This window comes from Kitasatospora sp. NPDC057015, assembly GCF_042673745.1.
GTDB lineage: Bacteria > Actinomycetota > Actinomycetes > Streptomycetales > Streptomycetaceae > Kitasatospora.
On sequence record NZ_JBHUSG010000003.1, the window covers coordinates 105316 to 123227 of the forward strand.

The 17912-nt window shown below is 71.2% G+C and carries 16 protein-coding genes; all 16 read right to left on the reverse strand.

Annotation, left to right across the window (positions count from 1 at the left end; translation table 11 throughout):
• Positions 1-79 precede the first annotated feature (79 nt).
• Positions 80-1711, reverse strand: coding sequence for an NADH-quinone oxidoreductase subunit NuoN (gene nuoN, locus ACFTWP_RS03770; RefSeq protein ID WP_380262322.1), 1632 nt, complete (start codon positions 1709-1711; stop codon positions 80-82).
• Positions 1711-3348, reverse strand: a complete 1638-nt coding sequence (locus tag ACFTWP_RS03775) for an NADH-quinone oxidoreductase subunit M (RefSeq protein WP_380262324.1) — start codon at positions 3346-3348, stop codon at positions 1711-1713. The genes nuoN and ACFTWP_RS03775 overlap by 1 nt, the downstream gene beginning before the upstream one ends.
• A 40-nt stretch (positions 3349-3388) precedes the next feature.
• Entirely contained in the window at positions 3389-5302 is a 1914-nt protein-coding gene (nuoL, locus tag ACFTWP_RS03780) for an NADH-quinone oxidoreductase subunit L (protein WP_380262326.1), read from the reverse strand.
• Between the two features lie 14 nt (positions 5303-5316).
• On the reverse strand, positions 5317-5616 hold the full coding sequence (gene nuoK, locus ACFTWP_RS03785; RefSeq protein WP_073924119.1) for an NADH-quinone oxidoreductase subunit NuoK: 300 nt from the start codon (positions 5614-5616) through the stop codon (positions 5317-5319).
• Positions 5613-6506 (reverse strand): NADH-quinone oxidoreductase subunit J, encoded by an 894-nt coding sequence (locus ACFTWP_RS03790; RefSeq protein WP_380262329.1) that lies wholly within the window; start codon positions 6504-6506, stop codon positions 5613-5615. The genes nuoK and ACFTWP_RS03790 overlap by 4 nt, the downstream gene beginning before the upstream one ends.
• On the reverse strand, positions 6503-7093 hold the full coding sequence (nuoI, locus tag ACFTWP_RS03795) for an NADH-quinone oxidoreductase subunit NuoI (protein WP_380262331.1): 591 nt from the start codon (positions 7091-7093) through the stop codon (positions 6503-6505). Before nuoI ends, ACFTWP_RS03790 begins: the two co-directional genes overlap by 4 nt.
• Positions 7094-7099: 6 nt before the next feature.
• Positions 7100-8437, reverse strand: coding sequence for an NADH-quinone oxidoreductase subunit NuoH (gene nuoH, locus ACFTWP_RS03800; RefSeq protein WP_380262333.1), 1338 nt, complete (start codon positions 8435-8437; stop codon positions 7100-7102).
• Positions 8434-10971: an NADH-quinone oxidoreductase subunit G gene (locus ACFTWP_RS03805; RefSeq protein ID WP_380262335.1), complete on the reverse strand. Its 2538-nt coding sequence runs from the start codon at positions 10969-10971 to the stop codon at positions 8434-8436. The genes nuoH and ACFTWP_RS03805 overlap by 4 nt, the downstream gene beginning before the upstream one ends.
• Complete coding sequence (gene nuoF, locus ACFTWP_RS03810) at positions 10968-12329, reverse strand: NADH-quinone oxidoreductase subunit NuoF (RefSeq protein WP_380262337.1); 1362 nt, start codon at positions 12327-12329, stop codon at positions 10968-10970. Before nuoF ends, ACFTWP_RS03805 begins: the two co-directional genes overlap by 4 nt.
• The gene (nuoE, locus tag ACFTWP_RS03815) at positions 12329-13048 is read right to left on the reverse strand and encodes an NADH-quinone oxidoreductase subunit NuoE (RefSeq protein ID WP_380262725.1); all 720 of its coding nucleotides are present in this window, start codon (positions 13046-13048) and stop codon (positions 12329-12331) included. Before nuoE ends, nuoF begins: the two co-directional genes overlap by 1 nt.
• Positions 13049-13080: 32 nt before the next feature.
• Positions 13081-14409: an NADH-quinone oxidoreductase subunit D gene (locus ACFTWP_RS03820; protein ID WP_380262339.1), complete on the reverse strand. Its 1329-nt coding sequence runs from the start codon at positions 14407-14409 to the stop codon at positions 13081-13083.
• A complete protein-coding gene (locus tag ACFTWP_RS03825; RefSeq protein WP_380262341.1) occupies positions 14409-15143 on the reverse strand; it encodes an NADH-quinone oxidoreductase subunit C in 735 nt (244 codons plus the stop codon). The genes ACFTWP_RS03820 and ACFTWP_RS03825 overlap by 1 nt, the downstream gene beginning before the upstream one ends.
• Positions 15140-15694 carry a NuoB/complex I 20 kDa subunit family protein gene (locus ACFTWP_RS03830; protein ID WP_380262343.1) on the reverse strand — a complete coding sequence of 185 codons (555 nt, stop codon included), beginning with the start codon at positions 15692-15694 and terminating at the stop codon, positions 15140-15142. The genes ACFTWP_RS03825 and ACFTWP_RS03830 overlap by 4 nt, the downstream gene beginning before the upstream one ends.
• Positions 15695-15751: 57 nt before the next feature.
• On the reverse strand, positions 15752-16111 hold the full coding sequence (locus ACFTWP_RS03835) for an NADH-quinone oxidoreductase subunit A (RefSeq protein WP_014137597.1): 360 nt from the start codon (positions 16109-16111) through the stop codon (positions 15752-15754).
• 630 nt (positions 16112-16741) lie between these two features.
• Entirely contained in the window at positions 16742-17668 is a 927-nt protein-coding gene (locus ACFTWP_RS03840; RefSeq protein WP_380262345.1) for a DMT family transporter, read from the reverse strand.
• Positions 17640-17774 carry a hypothetical protein gene (locus ACFTWP_RS03845; RefSeq protein WP_380262347.1) on the reverse strand — a complete coding sequence of 45 codons (135 nt, stop codon included), beginning with the start codon at positions 17772-17774 and terminating at the stop codon, positions 17640-17642. The genes ACFTWP_RS03840 and ACFTWP_RS03845 overlap by 29 nt, the downstream gene beginning before the upstream one ends.
• Positions 17775-17912: the final 138 nt, after the last annotated feature.

Genomic DNA, 17912 nt, shown 5'->3' on the forward strand with positions numbered 1-17912 from the left:
GGCCGGACGGCACGGGCGGGAAGAGCGCGAGGGTCCGGGACGCGCCGACGGGCACGTCCCGGACCTCGGTGCGGGGCCGCTAGCGGACGAACGGCGAGACCTTCGACGCGAGGTCGAGGAAGTACTGCGGGAGCAGCCCCAGACCCAGCGTGACCAGCACACCGACACCGATGGCGGTCGCCGTGAACGCGCTCGGCACGGCCACCGTCGGACCGCCCGGCTGCGGGTCGGAGAAGAACATCAGCACGATGACCCTGATGTAGAAGAACGCCGCCACCGCCGAGCTCAGCACACCCACGATGACCAGCGGCGTGGCGCCGCCCGCCGCCGCGGCCTGGAAGACCGCGAACTTACCGGTGAAGCCCGAGGTGAGCGGGATGCCCGCGAAGGCCAGCAGGAAGAGCGCGAAGACCGCCGCCAGCAGCGGCGAGCGCCGGCCCAGCCCGGCCCAGCTGGAGAGGTGGGTGGCCTCGCCCTTGGAGTCGCGGACCAGCGTGACGACGGCGAAGGCGCCGAGCGTCACGAAGGAGTACGCCAGCAGGTAGAAGAGCACCGCGCTCAGGCCCTGCTTGTTGGTGGCGATCACGCCGGTCAGGATGAAGCCGGCGTGCGCGATCGAGGAGTACGCCAGCAGGCGCTTCACGTCCTGCTGGGTGACCGCCAGGACGGCGCCGACCACCATGGTGAGGATCGCGACCCCCCACATCACCGGCCGCCAGTCCCAGCGCAGTCCGGGGAAGGCCACGTAGAACAGCCGCATCAGGGCGCCGAACGCGGCCACCTTGGTCGCCGCCGCCATGAAGCCGGTGACCGGCGTCGGGGCGCCCTGGTAGACGTCCGGGGTCCAGGAGTGGAACGGCACCGCGCCGATCTTGAAGAGCAGGCCGACCGAGAGCAGCGCCAGGCCGATCAGCAGCAGGGAGTCGTTCTGGGTGGTGCTCAGCAGCGCCTGGGTGGCCGGCGCCTCGCCCGAGATGACGTCGGCGATGTCACCGAGCCGGACGCTGCCCGCGTAGCCGTACAGCAGCGCCGTGCCGAACAGGAAGAACGCCGAGGCGAACGCGCCCAGCAGGAAGTACTTGACGGCGGCCTCCTGGGAGAGCAGCCGGCGGCGGCGGGCGAGCGCGCAGAGCAGGTAGAGCGGGAGGGAGAGGACCTCCAGCGCCACGAACATGGTCAGCAGGTCGTTGGCGGCCGGGAAGAGCAGCATGCCGCCGACCGCGAACATGGTGAGCGGGAAGACCTCGGTGCTGGCGAAGCCGGCCCGGATCGCGGCCCGCTCGTGCTCCCCGCCGGGGGTGGCCGCGGCCTGCGCGACGAAGGCGTCCACCGGGACCCCGCCGGCCCTCGGCTCCAGCCTGCGCTCCGCGTAGGTGAACACCGCGACCACCGCGATCAGCAGGATCACGCCCTGCAGGAACAGCGCCGGCCCGTCGAGGGCCACCGCGCCCATCGCCAGCAGGTCGACCTTGGTGGAGCCGTAGCCCTGCGCGGCGAGCACGACCACCGCGGTGAACGCGCCGGCGAGGCCGAGCAGGGCGATCGCGATCTGCGACCAGTACCGGGCCCGCCGGGGCAGGAAGGCCTCGGCGAGGATCCCGGCGATGGCGGCACCGAACACCACCAGCATCGGGGAGAGCTGCCCGTACTCGACGTGCGGCGCCGGGATGCTGGGGCTGTTGCCGCCCGCGGCGGCGAGCCACTGGCTCATCACTTGTGCTCACCTCCTGGGGTGGCGGCCACCGGGTGGGCCGGCGCCGGGTCGGTCTCGTGGACCTGGGAGAGGGTGGCGTCCACCGCCGGGTTGACGATGTCGGTGAGCGGCTTCGGGTAGACGCCCAGCAGGATGGTGAGCGCCACCAGCGGCGCCACCACGGCGAGTTCGCGGACCTTGAGGTCGGGCATCCCGCCGATGCCGGCCTTGACCGGGCCGGTCATGGTGCGCTGGTAGAGCACCAGGACGTACAGCGCGGCCAGCACGATGCCGAAGGTGGCGATGACGCCGATCACCGGGTACCGGGTGAACGTGCCGACCAGGACGAGGAACTCGCTCACGAACGGTGCCAGGCCCGGCAGCGACAGCGTCGCCAGGCCACCGATCAGGAAGGTGCCGGCCAGCACCGGGGCGACCTTCTGCACGCCGCCGTAGTCGGCGATCAGCCGCGACCCGCGCCGCGAGATCAGGAACCCCGCGACCAGCATCAACGCGGCGGTGGAGATGCCGTGGTTGACCATGTAGAGGGTCGCGCCGCTCTGCCCCTGGCTGGTCATCGCGAAGATGCCCATGATGATGAAGCCGAAGTGCGAGATCGAGGCGTACGCGATCAGCCGCTTGATGTCCTTCTGGCCGACGGCCAGCAGCGCGCCGTACATGATGCCGATCACCGCGAGGACGAGGATCGCCGGGGCGAAGGTCTTCGAGGCGTCCGGGAACAGGCCCAGGCAGAAGCGGAGCATCGCGAAGGTGCCGACCTTGTCGACGACGGCCGTGATCAGCACCGCCGTCCCGGCGGTCGACTCCCCCATCGCGTTGGGCAGCCAGGTGTGCAGCGGCCACAGCGGCGCCTTCACCGCGAACGCGAAGAAGAAGCCCAGGAAGAGCGCCTTCTCGGCGGTGGGGTTGACGACCAGCTTGCCGTCGGCGATCGCGCCGGTCAGCGTCGGCAGGTCGAAGGTGGCGAAGCCCTGGCCCTGCGCGATCACGTACAGCCCGATCACCGCGGCCAGCATGACCAGGCCGCCGAGCAGGTTGTAGAGCAGGAACTTCACCGCGGCGTAGCTGCGCTGGCGCGCCGACTCCGGGCCCCCGGCGCGGTCGCCGAAGCCGCCGATCAGGAAGTACATCGGGATCAGCATGGCTTCGAAGAAGACGTAGAACACGAAGACGTCGGTGGCCAGGAACGAGACGACCACCATCGCCTCGACGGCCAGGATCAGCGCGAAGAAGGCCTGGGTCCGGCGCCGGTTCTCGAAGGTGCCGGGGGCGGCGGCCGAGGCCCCCTCGGGCGCCGGCGCCGGATCGGCGTCGTGCCAGGAGGCCAGCAGCACCACTGGGACCAGCACCGCCGTCAGCAGCACCAGCACGGTGCCGATGCCGTCGGCGCCCAGCGAGAAGGTGATCCCGAAGGACCTGATCCAGCTGTGCGACTCGGTGAACTGGTAGCGCGCCCCACCGGGCTCGAACCGCACCGCGACGACGGCCGCGAGGAGGAGGGTGGCGAGCGAGACGCCCAGCGCCACCAGCTTGGTGACGCGCCGGCGCCCCTCGTCCGACCCGGCGGGCAGTGCGGCGGTGAGCACCGCGCCGGCCGCCGGGACGGCGCAGGTGGCGGTCAGCAGGTAGCTCATGGCCGGACCTCCTGACGTGTGGAGTACTGGCTGCCCATCATCAGACCGACCTCATCAGGAGAGTGGTGGCGACCAGCACCAGCGTGCCGCCGAACATGGAGAGCGCGTACGAGCGGACGTAGCCGTTCTGGACGCGGCGCAGACGGCTGGAGACCCCGCCGATGGTGGCGGCGAGGCCGTTCACGAAGCCGTCCAGGCCCCTGCTGTCGAAGAAGACCAGCGCCGCCGCCAGGGCCGAGCCGGGGCGGACCAGGACGGCGTGGTTGAACTCGTCCTGGAGCAGGTCGCGGCGGGCGGCGCGGGTCAGCGGGGAGCCGACCGGCGGGACGACGGGCACCTGCGAGCGCGCGTACATGAGGTAGGCGATCCCGACGCCGACCAGCATGCACACGGTGGCGAGCAGGGTGACGGTGAGCGGGCTCAGCGGGGAGTCGCCCTCCGCGTGGCCGGTGACGGGCTCCAGCCAGTGCAGGAAGGAGCTGTTGAGGGTGAACAGCCCGCCGGCGAAGACCGAGCCGAAGGCCAGCACGATCATCGGGAGGGTCATCGTCCGCGGCGACTCGTGCGGGTGCGGCTCGTTGCCCTCGGCGTCCGGCTGCCAGCGCTTCTCGCCGAAGAAGGTCAGGATCATCACGCGGGTCATGTAGAACGCGGTGACGGCGGCGCCGAGCAGGGTGCACAGGCCGAGGATCCAGCCCTCGGTGCCGCCCTTCGCGAAGGCCGCCTCGATGATCTTGTCCTTGGAGAAGAAGCCCGACAGGCCGGGGAACCCGATGATCGACAGGTACCCGAGGCCGAAGGTGACGAAGGTGACCGGCATGTACTTGCGCAGGCCGCCGTAGTACCGCATGTTCACCTCGTCGTTCATGCCGTGCATGACCGATCCGGCGCCGAGGAAGAGCCCGGCCTTGAAGAACCCGTGGGTCACCAGGTGCATGATCGCGAACGCGTAGCCGATCGGACCGAGACCGGCCGCCAGGATCATGTAGCCGATCTGCGACATGGTCGAGCCGGCCAGCGCCTTCTTGATGTCGTCCTTGGCGCAACCGACGATCGCACCGAAGATCAGCGTGACCGCGCCCACCACCACGACGGCGGTCTGCGCGTCCGGCGCCAGGTTGAAGATCGGGGCGGACCGGGTGATCAGGTAGACGCCGGCGGTGACCATGGTGGCGGCGTGGATGAGGGCCGAGACCGGGGTCGGGCCCTCCATCGCGTCGCCGAGCCAGGACTGCAGCGGCACCTGGGCCGACTTGCCGCAGGCGGCGAGCAGCAGCATCAGCGCGATCGCCGTCAGCTTGCCCTCGCTCGCGTCGCCGACCGCACCGGCCGAGCCCTCCGAGCCGAGCAGCGGCCCGAAGGCGAAGCTGCCGAACTCGGCGAACATCAGCATGATCGCGATCGACAGCCCCAGGTCGCCGACCCGGTTGACCAGGAACGCCTTCTTGGCGGCCGTCGCGGCGCTCGGCTTGTGCTGCCAGAACCCGATCAGCAGGTACGAGGCGAGGCCCACGCCCTCCCAGCCGACGTACAGCAGGAGGTAGTTGTCCGCCAGCACCAGCAGCAGCATGGCCGCCAGGAACAGGTTGAGGTAGGCGAAGAAGCGTCGCCTGCGCTCGTCGTGCGCCATGTAACCCACCGAGTAGAGGTGGATCAGCGTGCCGACACCCGTGATCAGCAGGACGAAGGTGATCGAGAGCTGGTCGAGCTGGAACGCCATGTCGGCCTGGAAGCCGTTCACCGGGATCCAGCTGAACAGCCGGACGTCGACCTGGCGTTCGGCGGTGGCACGGCCCAGCATCGACGCGAACAGCGCCAGTGCGAAGCCGAACGAGAGCGCGGCGACGGCCGTGCCCAGCCAGTGGCCGAACCGGTCCAGTCGGCGCCCGCCGAGCAGCAGCAGGGCGGCGCCGGCCAGCGGGGCCGCCACGAGCAGCGGAATGAGAGAGTTCACCGTGGGCCCTCCGCCTACAGCTTCATCAGGTTGCTGTCATCGACCGAAGCCGAGTGCCTGGTCCGGAAGATGGACACGATGATGGCGAGGCCGACGACGACCTCGGCCGCCGCGACCACCATGGTGAAGAACGCGATGATCTGGCCGTCCAGGTTGCCGTGCAGCCGGGAGAAGGTGACCAGGGCCAGGTTCGAGGCGTTGAGCATCAGCTCGACGCACATGAACAGCACGATCGCGTTGCGCCGGATCAGCACCCCGCTGGCCCCGATGGTGAACAGCAGGCCTGCCAGGTAGAGGTAGTTGACGGGGTTCACTGCGAACCCTCCTCTGCGGACTGGGACTTCGCGGTCGGTACCTTCTCCAGCGCCCGGCGCTGCTCCGGGGCCGCCACCGGGGGCCGCGCGGAGGAGGGCCGGCCCAGCCAGTCGGCGGTGGTCTCCTCCAGCTCGGCCATCCGCTCCAGCATCTCCTGGCTGACGTCGCGGATCTGGCCGCGCTCGCGCAGGGTGGCCATCACCGAGTCCTCGGCGATCGAGCCGTCCGGCAGCAGGCCCGGGACGTCGACCGCGTTGTGCCGGGCGTACACGCCGGGCGCCGGCATCGGCGGCACCTGGATGTTGTCCCTGACCCGCTGGGCGGCCAGCTCGCGCTGGGTGCTGGGGGCCTTCACGTGCTCGCGGTGGGTGAGCACCATGGCGCCGATCGCGGCCGTGATCAGCAGGGCGCCGGTGACCTCGAAGGCCCAGACGTACCTGGTGAAGATCAGCCGGGCCAGGCCCTGCACGTTGCCCTCGGCGTTGGCGTCGGCGAGGCCGGTGAAGTGGTCGAGCTTCGCGTGGGCGATGCCGGTGATCAGCAGCACCCCGAAGCCGAGGCCGCAGAGCACCGCGGCGATCCGCTGGCCCTTCAACTGCTCCTTGAGGGAGTCCTCGGAGGTGACGCCGACCAGCATCATCACGAACAGGAAGAGCATCATGATCGCGCCGGTGTAGACGACGATCTGCACGACGCCCAGGAACACCGCGCCCTGGGCCATGTAACAGACCGCCAGCGCGATCATGGTGGCGGCCAGGCAGAGCGCGCTGTGCACGGCCTTGCGCATCAGCAGCATGCCGAGCGCGCCGCCCACCGCGATCACCGCGAGGATCCAGAACTGCACCGCCTCGCCGGTGGAGGCGGCGCCGGTCACGGCGAGGGCGTTCACCCGGCCACCTCCTCGTCCGCGGTCCGGCGCGAGGCGGGCACCTGCGGCTCCGTCCCGGGCGCCGCCGCGGTGATCTCACCGCGGTAGTAGGCGCCCTCGTCGGCGCCGGGGTAGATCGCGTGCGGCGAGTCGACCATGCCCTCGGTGAGCCCGGCCAGCAGCTGCTCCTTGGTGAAGATCAGGTCCTGCCGGGAGGAGTCGGCCAGCTCGTACTCGTTCGTCATGGTCAGCGCCCGGGTCGGGCACGCCTCGATGCAGAGCCCGCAGAGGATGCAGCGGGCGTAGTTGATCTGGTAGACCGCGCCGTAGCGCTCCCCCGGGGAGTAGCGCTCCTCGTCGGTGTTGTCGGCGCCCTCGACGTAGATGGCGTCGGCCGGGCAGGCCCAGGCGCACAGCTCGCAGCCGACGCACTTCTCCAGGCCGTCCGGGTGCCGGTTGAGCTGGTGGCGGCCGTGGAAGCGCGGAGCGGTGGGCTTCTTCTGCTCCGGGTACTGCTCGGTCAGCCGCTTCTTGAACATGGCCTGGAAGGTCACGCCGAAGCCTGCGGCCGGGCCCAGAATCGATGACTTCTCGGTGTCGTCCGACATCTCGGTTCAGCTCCCTTCGGAATGGTCGGCGCCGTTCAGCGCGTCCTGGAGTTGCGGGGCCCGGCTGCGCCGGCGCGGGACGGGCGGCAACTCCTGCCCGGGCAGCGGCGGTACGGGGTAGCCGCCGGCCATCGGGTCGAAGGCCCCGCCGTCGGCCGGGCGGCCCTCGCCGTCCGGTTCGGGCTTGCGCCGCAGGACGTCCCGCAGCAGCGCGAGCAGCAGCAGGGCGCCCACCGGGGCTCCGACGTACAGCACCACCTCGCCGAACCCGTAGCCCTCGTTGCGCAGGGCGCGGACGCTGGCGACCATGACCAGCCAGACCAGCGAGACCGGGATCAGGACCTTCCAGCCCAGCTTCATGAACTGGTCGTAGCGCAGCCGGGGCAGGGTGCCGCGCAGCCAGATGAAGAAGAACAGCAGCAGCTGGATCTTCAGCGTGAGCCACAGCATCGGCCACCAGCCGTGGTTGGCGCCCTCCCAGAAGGCCGACACCGGCCAGGGGGCCCGCCAGCCGCCGAGGAACAGCGTGGAGGCGACCGCCGAGACGGTGACCATGTTGACGTACTCCGCCAGCATGAACATCGCGAACTTCAGCGAGCTGTACTCGGTGTTGAAGCCGCCGACCAGCTCGCCCTCGGCCTCCGGGAGGTCGAACGGCGCCCGGTTGGTCTCGCCGACCATCGCGATGACGTAGACGATGAACGACACCGGGAGCAGCACCGCGAACCAGGTCGGCTGCTGCGAGGCGACGATCTCCGAGGTCGACATCGACCCCGAGTAGATGAACACCGCCGCGAAGGACAGGCCCATCGCGATCTCGTAGCTGACCATCTGCGCGGCCGAGCGGATGCCGCCGAGCAGCGGGTACGTCGAGCCGGAGGACCAGCCGGCGAGCACGATGCCGTAGATCCCGATCGACGCGGTCGCCAGGATGTAGAGCAGCGCCACCGGGAAGTCGGTCAGCTGCATCGGGGTCCGGGTGCCGAAGATCGAGATCTCGTCGCCGGCCGGGCCGAACGGGATCACCGCGAAGGCCATGAACGCCGGGACGGCGCAGACGATCGGGGCCAGGATGTAGACCACCTTGTCGGCCCCGGTGACGACCAGGTCCTCCTTCAGGGCCAGCTTGATGCCGTCCGCGAGGGACTGCAGCAGGCCCCAGGGGCCGTGCCGGTTGGGCCCGATGCGCAACTGCATCCAGGCCACCACCTTGCGCTCCCAGACGATGGCGATCAGCACCGTCCCGACCAGGAACGCGAACACGAACACGGCCTTGAGCAGGACCAGCCACCAGGGGTCGCGGCCGAAGAAGCCCAGGGTCTCGTAGGCGGCGAGGTGGTTCATCGGGCCTCCTCCGTTTCGGCTCCGGCGGGGGCCGCGGCCTCGGCGGGCGCGAGGGCCCCGGGCGCGGCCGGGGCGATGGTGACCAGGTGGCCGACCGTGGTGCCGAGCGCCCGGTGGGCGCCGCCCGGAGTGGAGTTGAGCGGGATCCAGACCGTGCGGTCCGGGAGCTCCTTGGTGATCTCCAGCGGCAGCACCACCGACCCGGCCGGGCCGGTCAGCCGCAGCGCCTCGGTGGCGCCGATCTCCTCGGCGGTGGCCGGCGAGAGCCGGGCGACGGCCGGGTGCCGGGTGCCCGCCAGGTGGACGTCGCCCTGCTGCAGCGAACCGTTGTCCAGCAGCTGCCGCCAACCGGCCAGCACCGCCTGGCCGGTGGCCGGCCGGGGCAGCGGGGCGGGGTGCGCGGCGGGGGCGGCCGGGCGGTCGCCGGCCCACGGGGTGAAGGCGTCCAGCTCCAGCCGGGCGGCCCGGACGTCGGGCAGACCGAGCCGGTGGCCGAGCGCGTCGGCCAGCATGTTCAGCACCCGGACGTCCGAGTACAGGTGGCGTCCCATCTGCTGGTCCGGCTTGAGGGCCGGCTCGAACATCCGGACCCGGCCCTCCCAGTCCAGGAAGGTGCCGGCCTTCTCCGCGACGGCGGCCACCGGCAGCACGACGTGCGCGTGCGCGGTGACGGCCGAGGGCCGCAGTTCGAGCGAGACCAGGAACGGCACCCGGGCCAGCGCCTCCTCGGCCAGCGCCGGGTCCGCGAGGTCCCCCGGGTCGACGCCGCCGACCACCAGCGCGTCCAGGTCGCCGTGGGCGGCCGCCGCGAGGATCTGGTCGGTGTCCCGGCCGAGCCGGGTCGGCAGTTCGGCGACGCCCCAGACGGCTGCGGTCTCCGCCCGGGCCGCGGGCACCGAGGCGGGACGGCCGCCGGGCAGCAGCCCGGGCAGCGCGCCGGCCTCGACGGCGCCGCGCTCCCCGGCCCGGCGCGGGATCCACGCCAGCCGGGCGCCGGTGCTGTGCGCGAGGCGCAGCGCGGCGGTGAGCGCCCCGGCCGTACCGGCCAGCCGCTCGCCGACCAGGATCACCGCGCCGGGCTCCCTGAGCAGCAGCGCCGCGCGGCCGGCGTCGTCGCCGAGCGCCTCGTCGGCGGCCAGCGCCGACAGCCACTCGGCCTCGGTGCCGGGGGCGGCGGGCAGCAGCGCGCCGTGCAGCTTGGCGAGCCCGCGGGAGGCGTGGCTGGCGACCGAGAAGACCTTGAGGCCGCTCGCCCGGTTGGCCTTGCGCAGCCGCAGGAAGACGATCGGCGACTCCTCCTCGGGCTCGAAGCCCGCGAGCAGCACGGCCGGCGCCGCCTCCAACTCTTCGTACGTGACGCCCTCGCCTCCCCCACCCTCCGGGCGGGAGGTGCCCCCGAGGTCGACCCCGCGCCCGGCGACGGCGGCGGCCAGGAAGTCCGCCTCCTCGCCGCTGTGCGGGCGGGACCGGAAGTCGACGTCGTTGGTGCCGAGCACCGACCGGGCGAACTTCGCGTAGCCGTAGGCGTCCTCGACGGTGACCCGGCCGCCGGCCAGCACCGCCGCGCGGGCGCCGGTGAGCCCGGCGGCCGCCGCGGCCAGCGCCTCCGGCCAGGAGGCGGCGACGAGTTCGCCGGTGGCGGCGTCGCGGACCAGCGGGGTGGTGAGCCGGTCGCGCTGCTGGGCGTAGCGGAACGCGAAGCGGCCCTTGTCGCAGTTCCACTCCTCGTTCACCGCCGGGTCCTCGCCGGCGAGGCGCCGCAGCACCTTGCCGCGCCGGTGGTCGGTGCGCTGCGCGCAGCCGGACGAGCAGTGCTCGCAGACGCTGGGCGAGGAGACCAGGTCGAAGGGCCGCGAGCGGAACCGGTAGGCGGCCGAGGTGAGGGCGCCGACCGGACAGATCTGGATGGTGTTGCCGGAGTAGTACGACTGGAAGTCGTCGCCCTCGCCGGTGCCGACCTGCTGGAGCGCGCCGCGCTCGACCAGGTCGATGAACGGGTCGCCGGCGATCTCCTGGGAGAACCGGGTGCAGCGGGCGCAGAGCACGCAGCGCTCGCGGTCCAGCAGCACCTGGCTGCTGATCGGCACCGGCTTCTGGTAGGTGCGCTTCATGCCGTCGAAGCGGGAGTCGGCGCCGCCGGTGGACATCGCCTGGTTCTGCAGCGGGCACTCGCCGCCCTTGTCGCAGACCGGGCAGTCCAGCGGGTGGTTGATGAGCAGCAGCTCCATCACCCCGCGCTGGGCCTTCTCCGCGACCGGCGAGGAGACCTGGGTGCGGACCACCATGCCCTCGGCGACCGGGATGGTGCAGGAGGCGACCGGCTTGCGCTGGCCCTCGACCTCCACGATGCACTGCCGGCAGGCGCCGGCCGGGGCGAGCAGCGGGTGGTCGCAGAAACGCGGGATCTGGGTGCCGATCTGCTCGGCGGCGCGGATGACCAGGGTGCCCTTGGGGACCTGGACCTCGACGCCGTCGATGGTGAGCGTGACCAGCTCCACCGCCGCCCTGGAGGCGGTCGGCTCTGTGATGGTCATGCGTGCACCTCCCTTTCGGTGGCGGACGGGTGGCCGTTGCGGTGCGCGTCGGCCCAGACGGTGGAGGCCGCCGGGTCGAAGGGGCAGCGGCGCTCGGTGAGGTGCTGCTCGTACTCGGCCCGGAAGTGCTGGAGCGAGGAGACGATCGGGCTGGCGGCGCCGTCGCCGAGCGCGCAGAAGGACTTGCCGTTGATGTTGTCGGCGATGTCGAGCAGCTTCTCCAGGTCGCCGGCGGAGCCCTGGCCCGCCTCGATCCGGCGCAGCAGCTGGACGAGCCAGTACGTCCCCTCACGGCAGGGGGTGCACTTGCCGCAGGACTCGTGGGCGTAGAACTCGGTCCACCGGGTCACCGCCCGCACCACGCAGGTGGTCTCGTCGAAGACCTGCAGCGCCTTGGTGCCGAGCATCGAGCCGGCCGCGCCGACGCCCTCGTAGTCGAGGGGTACGTCGAGGTGCTCGTCGGTGAACATCGGGGTGGAGGAGCCGCCCGGGGTCCAGAACTTGAGCCGGTGGCCGGCCCGGACGCCGCCGCTGATGTCCAGCAGCTGGCGCAGCGTGACGCCGAGCGGGGCCTCGTACTGGCCGGGGTTGGTGACGTGCCCGGACAGCGAGTAGAGGGTGAAGCCGGGGGACTTCTCCGTCCCCAGCGACTTGAACCACTCCTTGCCGCGGGCCAGGATCGGCGGCACCGAGGCGATCGACTCGACGTTGTTGACCACCGTCGGGCAGGCGTAGAGGCCCGCGATGGCCGGGAACGGCGGGCGCAGCCGGGGTTGGCCGCGCCGGCCCTCCAGCGAGTCGAGCAGCGCGGTCTCCTCGCCGCAGATGTACGCGCCGGCGCCGGCGTGGACGGTGATGTCCAGGTCGATCCCGGAGCCGAGGATGTCCTTGCCGAGGTAGCCGGCCTCGTAGGCCTCGGCGACGGCGGCCTGCAGCCGGCGCAGCACCGGGACGACCTCGCCGCGCAGGTAGATGAAGGCGTGGTCGCAGCGGATCGCGTACGAGGCGATGATCATGCCCTCGATCAGCGAGTGCGGGTTGGCGAAGAGCAGCGGGATGTCCTTGCAGGTGCCCGGCTCGGACTCGTCCGCGTTGACCACCAGGTAGTGCGGCTTGCCGTCGTTCTGCGGGATGAACTGCCACTTCATCCCGGTCGGGAAGCCGGCGCCGCCGCGACCGCGCAGTCCGGAGTCCTTGACCAGGGCGATCAGGTCGTCCGGCGGCATCGCGAGGGCGGCCTGCAGGCCCTCGTACCCGGCGTGCCGGCGGTAGGTGGCGAGCGTCCAGGGGCGGTCGTCGTCCCAGGAGGCGGACAGTACGGGGGTGAGCAGCTTCTCGGCCGGCTCTGCGGAGGTCATCACGCTTCCGTCCCTTCGTGCCGGGGCGAGACGACCTTCGTCCCCGCCGTGCCGGGCAGTGCCTCGCCCCGGGCCAGCCGCAGGCCGGCGAGCGAGGGCGCGCCACCCGCGCCGGAGGCGTCGACCGCGCCGGGGCGCTCGTCGGGGAAGCCCGCCAGGATGCGCGAACTCTCCTTGAAGGAGCAGAGCCTGGCCCCGCGGGTGGGCTGCACCTCGGCGCCCGCGCGCAGGTCGTCGACCAGCTGCCGGGCGCTCTCGGGGGTCTGGTTGTCGAAGAACTCCCAGTTGACCATCACCACGGGGGCGTAGTCGCAGGCCGCGTTGCACTCGATGTGCTCGATCGAGATCTCGCCGTCGGCGGTGGTCTCGTTGTTCCCGATCCCCAGGTGCTGCTGGAGGTCGTCGAAGATCTGGTCCCCGCCGAGCACCGCGCAGAGGGTGTTGGTGCAGACCCCCACGTGGTACTTACCTGCGGGCCTGCGCCGGTACATGGTGTAGAAGGTGGCGACGGCGGTGACCTCGGCGGTGGTCAGTTCCAACTGCTCGGCGCAGAACCGGATCCCGGTCGGCGTGACGCAGCCCTCCTCCGCCTGGACGAGGTGCAGCAGCGGCAGCAGGGCGCTGCGGGCCACCGGGTAGCGGCCGATCAGCTCGGCCGCGTCCGCGGCCAGCCTGGCGTGCACCTCCGCCGGGTACGGCTTGGCGGGCAGGGCCGGCATCCCGAGCCCGACGCCCGTCTGTGAATCGGCACTCAACGGTCCACGCCTCCCATCACCGGGTCGATCCCGGCCACCGCGACGATCACGTCGGCGACCTGGCCGCCCTCGCACATCGCCGCCATCGACTGCAGGTTGGTGAACGAGGGGTCGCGGAAGTGGACGCGGTAGGGCCGCGTGCCGCCGTCGCTCACCACGTGCACCCCGAGCTCGCCCTTGGGCGACTCGACCGCCGCGTACGCCTGCCCGACCGGGACCCGGAAGCCCTCGGTGACCAGCTTGAAGTGGTGGATCAGGGCTTCCATCGAGGTGCCCATGATCTTCCGGATGTGGTCGAGCGAGTTGCCCATCCCGTCCGGTCCGATGGCCAGCTGGGCCGGCCAGGCGATCTTCTTGTCGGCGACCATCACCGGGCCCGGCTTCAGCCGGTCCAGGCACTGCTCGACGATCCGCAGCGACTGGCGCATCTCCTCCAGCCGGATCAGGAACCGGCCGTAGGAGTCGGCGGTGTCGGCGATCGCGACCTCGAAGTCGTAGTTCTCGTAGCCGCAGTACGGGTCGGACTTGCGCAGGTCGTTCGGCAGGCCGGTGGCGCGCAGGATCGGGCCGGTGGCACCGAGCGCGAGGCAGCCGGCCAGGTCGAGGAAGCCGACGTCGACCAGCCGGGCCTTGAACACCGGGTTGCCGGTCGCCAGTTTGTCGTACTCGTGCATCCGCGAGCGGAGCAGCCGGACGGCCTCGCGGACCTGGTCGACCGCGCCCGGCGGGAGGTCCTGGGCGAGGCCGCCGGGGCGGACGTACGCGTGGTTCATCCGCAGGCCGGTGACGAGTTCGAAGATGTCCAGGATGAGCTCGCGGTCCCGGAACCCGTAGATCATCAGGGTGGTGGAGCCGATCTCCATCCCGCCGGTGGCGAGGCACACCAGGTGCGAGGAGATCCGGTTGAGCTCCATCATCAGCACCCGGATGACGCTGGCCCGGTCCGGGATCTGGTCGGTGATGCCGAGCAGCTTCTCGACCGCCAGGCAGTACGCGGTCTCGTTGAACAGCGGGGTCAGGTAGTCCATCCGGGTCACGAAGGTGGTGCCCTGGACCCAGTTCCTGAACTCCATGTTCTTCTCGATGCCGGTGTGGAGGTAGCCGATGCCGCAGCGGGCCTCCGTGACGGTCTCGCCGTCGATCTCCAGGATCAGCCGCAGCACGCCGTGGGTGGACGGGTGCTGGGGGCCCATGTTGACGATGATGCGTTCGTCGTCGACCCGGCCGACGGCCTCCACCACCTCGCCCCAGTCGCCGCCGGTGACGGTGAAGACCCGCCCCTCGGTGGTCTCCCGGGCACCTGCTTCTTCGTAGTGAGTGGTCATCAGGAGTACGACCTCCGCTGGTCGGGCGCCGGGATCTGGGCGCCCTTGTACTCGACGGGGATGCCGCCGAGCGGGTAGTCCTTGCGCTGCGGGTGGCCCAGCCAGTCGTCCGGCATCATGATCCGGGTGAGCCCGGGGTGGCCGTCGAAGACCAGGCCGAAGAAGTCGTACGCCTCGCGCTCGTGCCAGTCGTTCGTCGGGTAGACGCTCACCACGGACGGGATGTGCGGGTCGGCGTCCGGGGCGGTCACCTCGATCCGGATCAGCCGGCCGTGGGTGAGCGAGCGCAGGTGGTAGACCGCGTGCAGTTCCCGGCCGGTGTCGGAGGGGTAGTGCACGCCGCTCACGCCGAGACAGAGCTCGAAGCGCAGCGCCGGGTCGTCCCGCAGGGTGCGGGCGGTGCGCAGCAGGTGCTCGCGGTCGACGTGGAAGGTCAGTTCGCCGCGGTCGACGACGGTCTTCTCGATCACGTCGACCGGGTCGAGGCCCTGCTCCTCCAGCGCGCCCTCCAGCTCGTCGGCCACCTCGTCGAACCAGCCGCCGTACGGGCGGACGCTGGCCGGCGGCAGCGCGATCGGTGCGGCGAGGCCGCCGAAGCCGGAGGTGTCGCCGCTGCCCTTGGCGCCGAACATGCCCTGGCGGCGGCCGACCACCTCGACCGGGATCTCCGTGCGGGTGGCGGGGACGGCGGCGCCGTTCGCCGAACCGTTCGCAGAGCCGTTCTGGTTCGTCATCGCAGCAGCCCCCGCATCTCGCTGATCGGGGTGGCCTGCAGGGCCAGGGCCTCGCCCAGCTCCTCGGCGCGCCGCTTGTTCACGCCGAGCGGCTCGTGCTGGATCTTGTCGTGCAGCTTCAGGATCGCGTCCATCAGCATCTCCGGGCGGGGCGGACAGCCCGGCAGGTAGATGTCGACGGGGACGATGTGGTCCACGCCCTGGACGATCGCGTAGTTGTTGAACATGCCGCCCGACGAGGCGCAGACGCCCATCGAGATGACCCACTTGGGGTTCGCCATCTGGTCGTAGACCTGGCGCAGCACCGGCGCCATCTTCTGGCTCACCCGCCCTGCCACGATCATCAGATCGGCCTGCCGGGGCGAGCCCCGGAAGACCTCCATGCCGAACCGGGCCAGGTCGTAGCGACCGGCGCCGGTGGTCATCATCTCGATCGCGCAGCAGGCGAGCCCGAAGGTGGCCGGGAACAGCGACGACTTGCGCACCCACCCCGCGGCGGTCTCCACGCTGGTGAGCAGAAAGCCGCTCGGCAGCTTCTCCTCGATTCCCATCAGATCCCTCTCAGTCTCTCAAGTCCGGTGGTTTGTCCTCGCGTTCACAAGCAGAGGTCAGTCCCACTCCAGACCGCCGCGACGCCACACGTAGGCGTACGCGACGAAGACGGTGGCGATGAACAGGAGCATCTCGACCAGCCCGAAGATCCCCAGGGCGTCGAAGCTGACCGCCCAGGGGTAGAGGAAGACGATCTCGATGTCGAAGACGATGAAGAGCATCGCCGTCAGGTAGTACTTGATCGGGAACCGGCCGCCGCCCACGGGCTGCGGGGTCGGTTCGATACCGCACTCGTACGCCTCCAACTTGGCCCGGTTGTAGCGCTTCGGGCCGGTGAGTGAGGCCATCACGACGGAACCGACCGCGAACGCCGCCGCGATGGCACCGAGTACGAGGATCGGCGCGTAGGCATTCATAGCCCCCGCTCCCTCCGTCCAGTCGTCGTTGACTGCAGATCGGAACCGACGGGTCACGCTGAGGTGAACCCGTGATCCAACTCCTGAGATCCACCCCATGTGAGGCAGTTCACAAAGCCAGGATCGAGCGCATCCTATGCCCGTCGGCTTGTGATCTGCGACACGCAGTTCGGGACGATCTTTGTGATCTACGCCACCTCGTGAATGGCACCCAACGGCATCAAGTCGCTATTCATCAACCCAAAGCCGCCAAATGGTCACAACCAGTCGCATTCATCTATGAACTGGCTGGTCAGGGCTTCGGTCCTATATCAACTATGCGACGCTCATCGCAAATTTCTGAGCGCCAGGTTGACGTGTTATAGGAACTCACCCTCCAGGGTGGACCCTTCCGAACACCCGCTTGACCTTTCGTTCACAAGCGCGCGAACCCGGCCGGGCGGTGCCCGGAGGGCGACCGCGGGCGGGCCCGGAACGACCCCCGCGCGGACGCCTCCCCGCCCCCGCGCGGACGCCTCCCCGCCCCCGCGCGGACGCCTTCCGGCCCCCGGCGCGGACACCGGACGACCCCGGCCCGGGCACGACGAAGGGCCCGGAGCGGCTCGCGCTCCGGGCCCTCGGCGGGCGGGATCAGGCGGGCTGCGACACCCGGGCGGGCTCGGGCTCGCGGACCGCCGCCGGGGCGACCGCGCGGCGGCCCCACTCGGTGCCGGCCAGGATGAGGACCACCCCGCAGAGGGCCGGCAGGCCGAACCGGTCGCCGGCGACGGTGATCCCGAAGACCGCGGCCCAGAGCGGCTCGGTGCCGAGCAGCAGGCTCACCCGGGAGGGCGAGGTCGCCCGGACCGCCCACATCTGCACGAAGAAGGCGAACAGCGTGCAGAACACCGTCAGATGCAGCAACCAGGCCCACTGGGCCGGGCCCCAGGAGGCCGCCACGGACCACGGCGAGGGGCCGGCGAAGGGCGCCGCGAGCGCGAACACCAGCGTCGCCGAGGCGAGTTGGACCCAGGTGAGGGCGAGCGAGTCGGTGCCCTCGATGGCCCTGGTCCGTGACATCGCGAGCACGTGCACCGTCCGGACGACGGCTGCGCCGAGCACCAGCAGGTCACCGCCGGACAGCGCCGCGAAGCCGCCGTCGCCGGTGAGCAGCGCGACCCCCAACAGCGAGAGCAGGGCCGCCGCCAGGAAGGCGCGGGGCAGCCGGGTGCGGCTGAGGGCGCTCTCCGCGAGCGGGGTGAAGACCATCGTCAAGCTGATCACCAGGCCGGCGTTGGTGGCCGAGGTGTGCACCGCGCCGTACGTCTCCAGCAGGAAGATCCCGCCGAGGATCAGCCCGAGCAGCGCCCCGCCGAGCCACTCCCGGCGGCCGAGCCGGCGCAGCGCCCGGTGGGCGGCGAGGCCGAGCACCGGCAGCACCAGTCCGAAGCGGACCACCAGCATGGCGATCACCGTGTCGGGCTCGGCGACCTGCTTCACCGCGAGGAAGCTCGACCCCCACACCACGGCGACGAGCAGGACGGGCAGATCACGGAGCAGGGGCGGGGAGGTGCGCATGGGCGGGGTCCTTCCGGGCGTACGGGTCGGCGAGGGGATCCCGTGCGGCGTCGGACGGCATCGCGTGGTGCGGGGAGAGCGCGGGTGCGGGGAGCGGGCGTGCCATGCTCGCCCACCCCGGGGCGCCCGATCAACATCTTTTGCGTCACGTCCGCCGGCCGCCTGCCCGACGGACGGTGACCCGACGGACGGCGCCGGCTCCGCCGCGACACCCGTTCGGTGGCAGGCGGGCCGAAGGCACCCG

What these genes read in the sequence shown, in the direction of transcription:
- nuoN (WP_380262322.1), bottom strand. Translation starts at nt 1,711, where the DNA reads ATGAGCCAGTGGCTCGCCGCCGCGGGCGGCAACAGCCCCAGCATCCCG.
- ACFTWP_RS03775 (WP_380262324.1), bottom strand. Translation starts at nt 3,348, where the DNA reads ATGAGCTACCTGCTGACCGCCACCTGCGCCGTCCCGGCGGCCGGCGCG.
- nuoI (WP_380262331.1), bottom strand. Translation starts at nt 7,093, where the DNA reads ATGTCGGACGACACCGAGAAGTCATCGATTCTGGGCCCGGCCGCAGGC.
- nuoH (WP_380262333.1), bottom strand. Translation starts at nt 8,437, where the DNA reads ATGAACCACCTCGCCGCCTACGAGACCCTGGGCTTCTTCGGCCGCGAC.
- ACFTWP_RS03805 (WP_380262335.1), bottom strand. Translation starts at nt 10,971, where the DNA reads ATGACCATCACAGAGCCGACCGCCTCCAGGGCGGCGGTGGAGCTGGTC.
- nuoF (WP_380262337.1), bottom strand. Translation starts at nt 12,329, where the DNA reads ATGACCTCCGCAGAGCCGGCCGAGAAGCTGCTCACCCCCGTACTGTCC.
- nuoE (WP_380262725.1), bottom strand. Translation starts at nt 13,048, where the DNA reads ATGCCGGCCCTGCCCGCCAAGCCGTACCCGGCGGAGGTGCACGCCAGG.
- ACFTWP_RS03820 (WP_380262339.1), bottom strand. Translation starts at nt 14,409, where the DNA reads ATGACCACTCACTACGAAGAAGCAGGTGCCCGGGAGACCACCGAGGGG.
- ACFTWP_RS03825 (WP_380262341.1), bottom strand. Translation starts at nt 15,143, where the DNA reads ATGACGAACCAGAACGGCTCTGCGAACGGTTCGGCGAACGGCGCCGCC.
- ACFTWP_RS03830 (WP_380262343.1), bottom strand. Translation starts at nt 15,694, where the DNA reads ATGGGAATCGAGGAGAAGCTGCCGAGCGGCTTTCTGCTCACCAGCGTG.
- ACFTWP_RS03835 (WP_014137597.1), bottom strand. Translation starts at nt 16,111, where the DNA reads ATGAATGCCTACGCGCCGATCCTCGTACTCGGTGCCATCGCGGCGGCG.
- ACFTWP_RS03840 (WP_380262345.1), bottom strand. Translation starts at nt 17,668, where the DNA reads ATGCGCACCTCCCCGCCCCTGCTCCGTGATCTGCCCGTCCTGCTCGTC.
- ACFTWP_RS03845 (WP_380262347.1), bottom strand. Translation starts at nt 17,774, where the DNA reads ATGGCACGCCCGCTCCCCGCACCCGCGCTCTCCCCGCACCACGCGATG.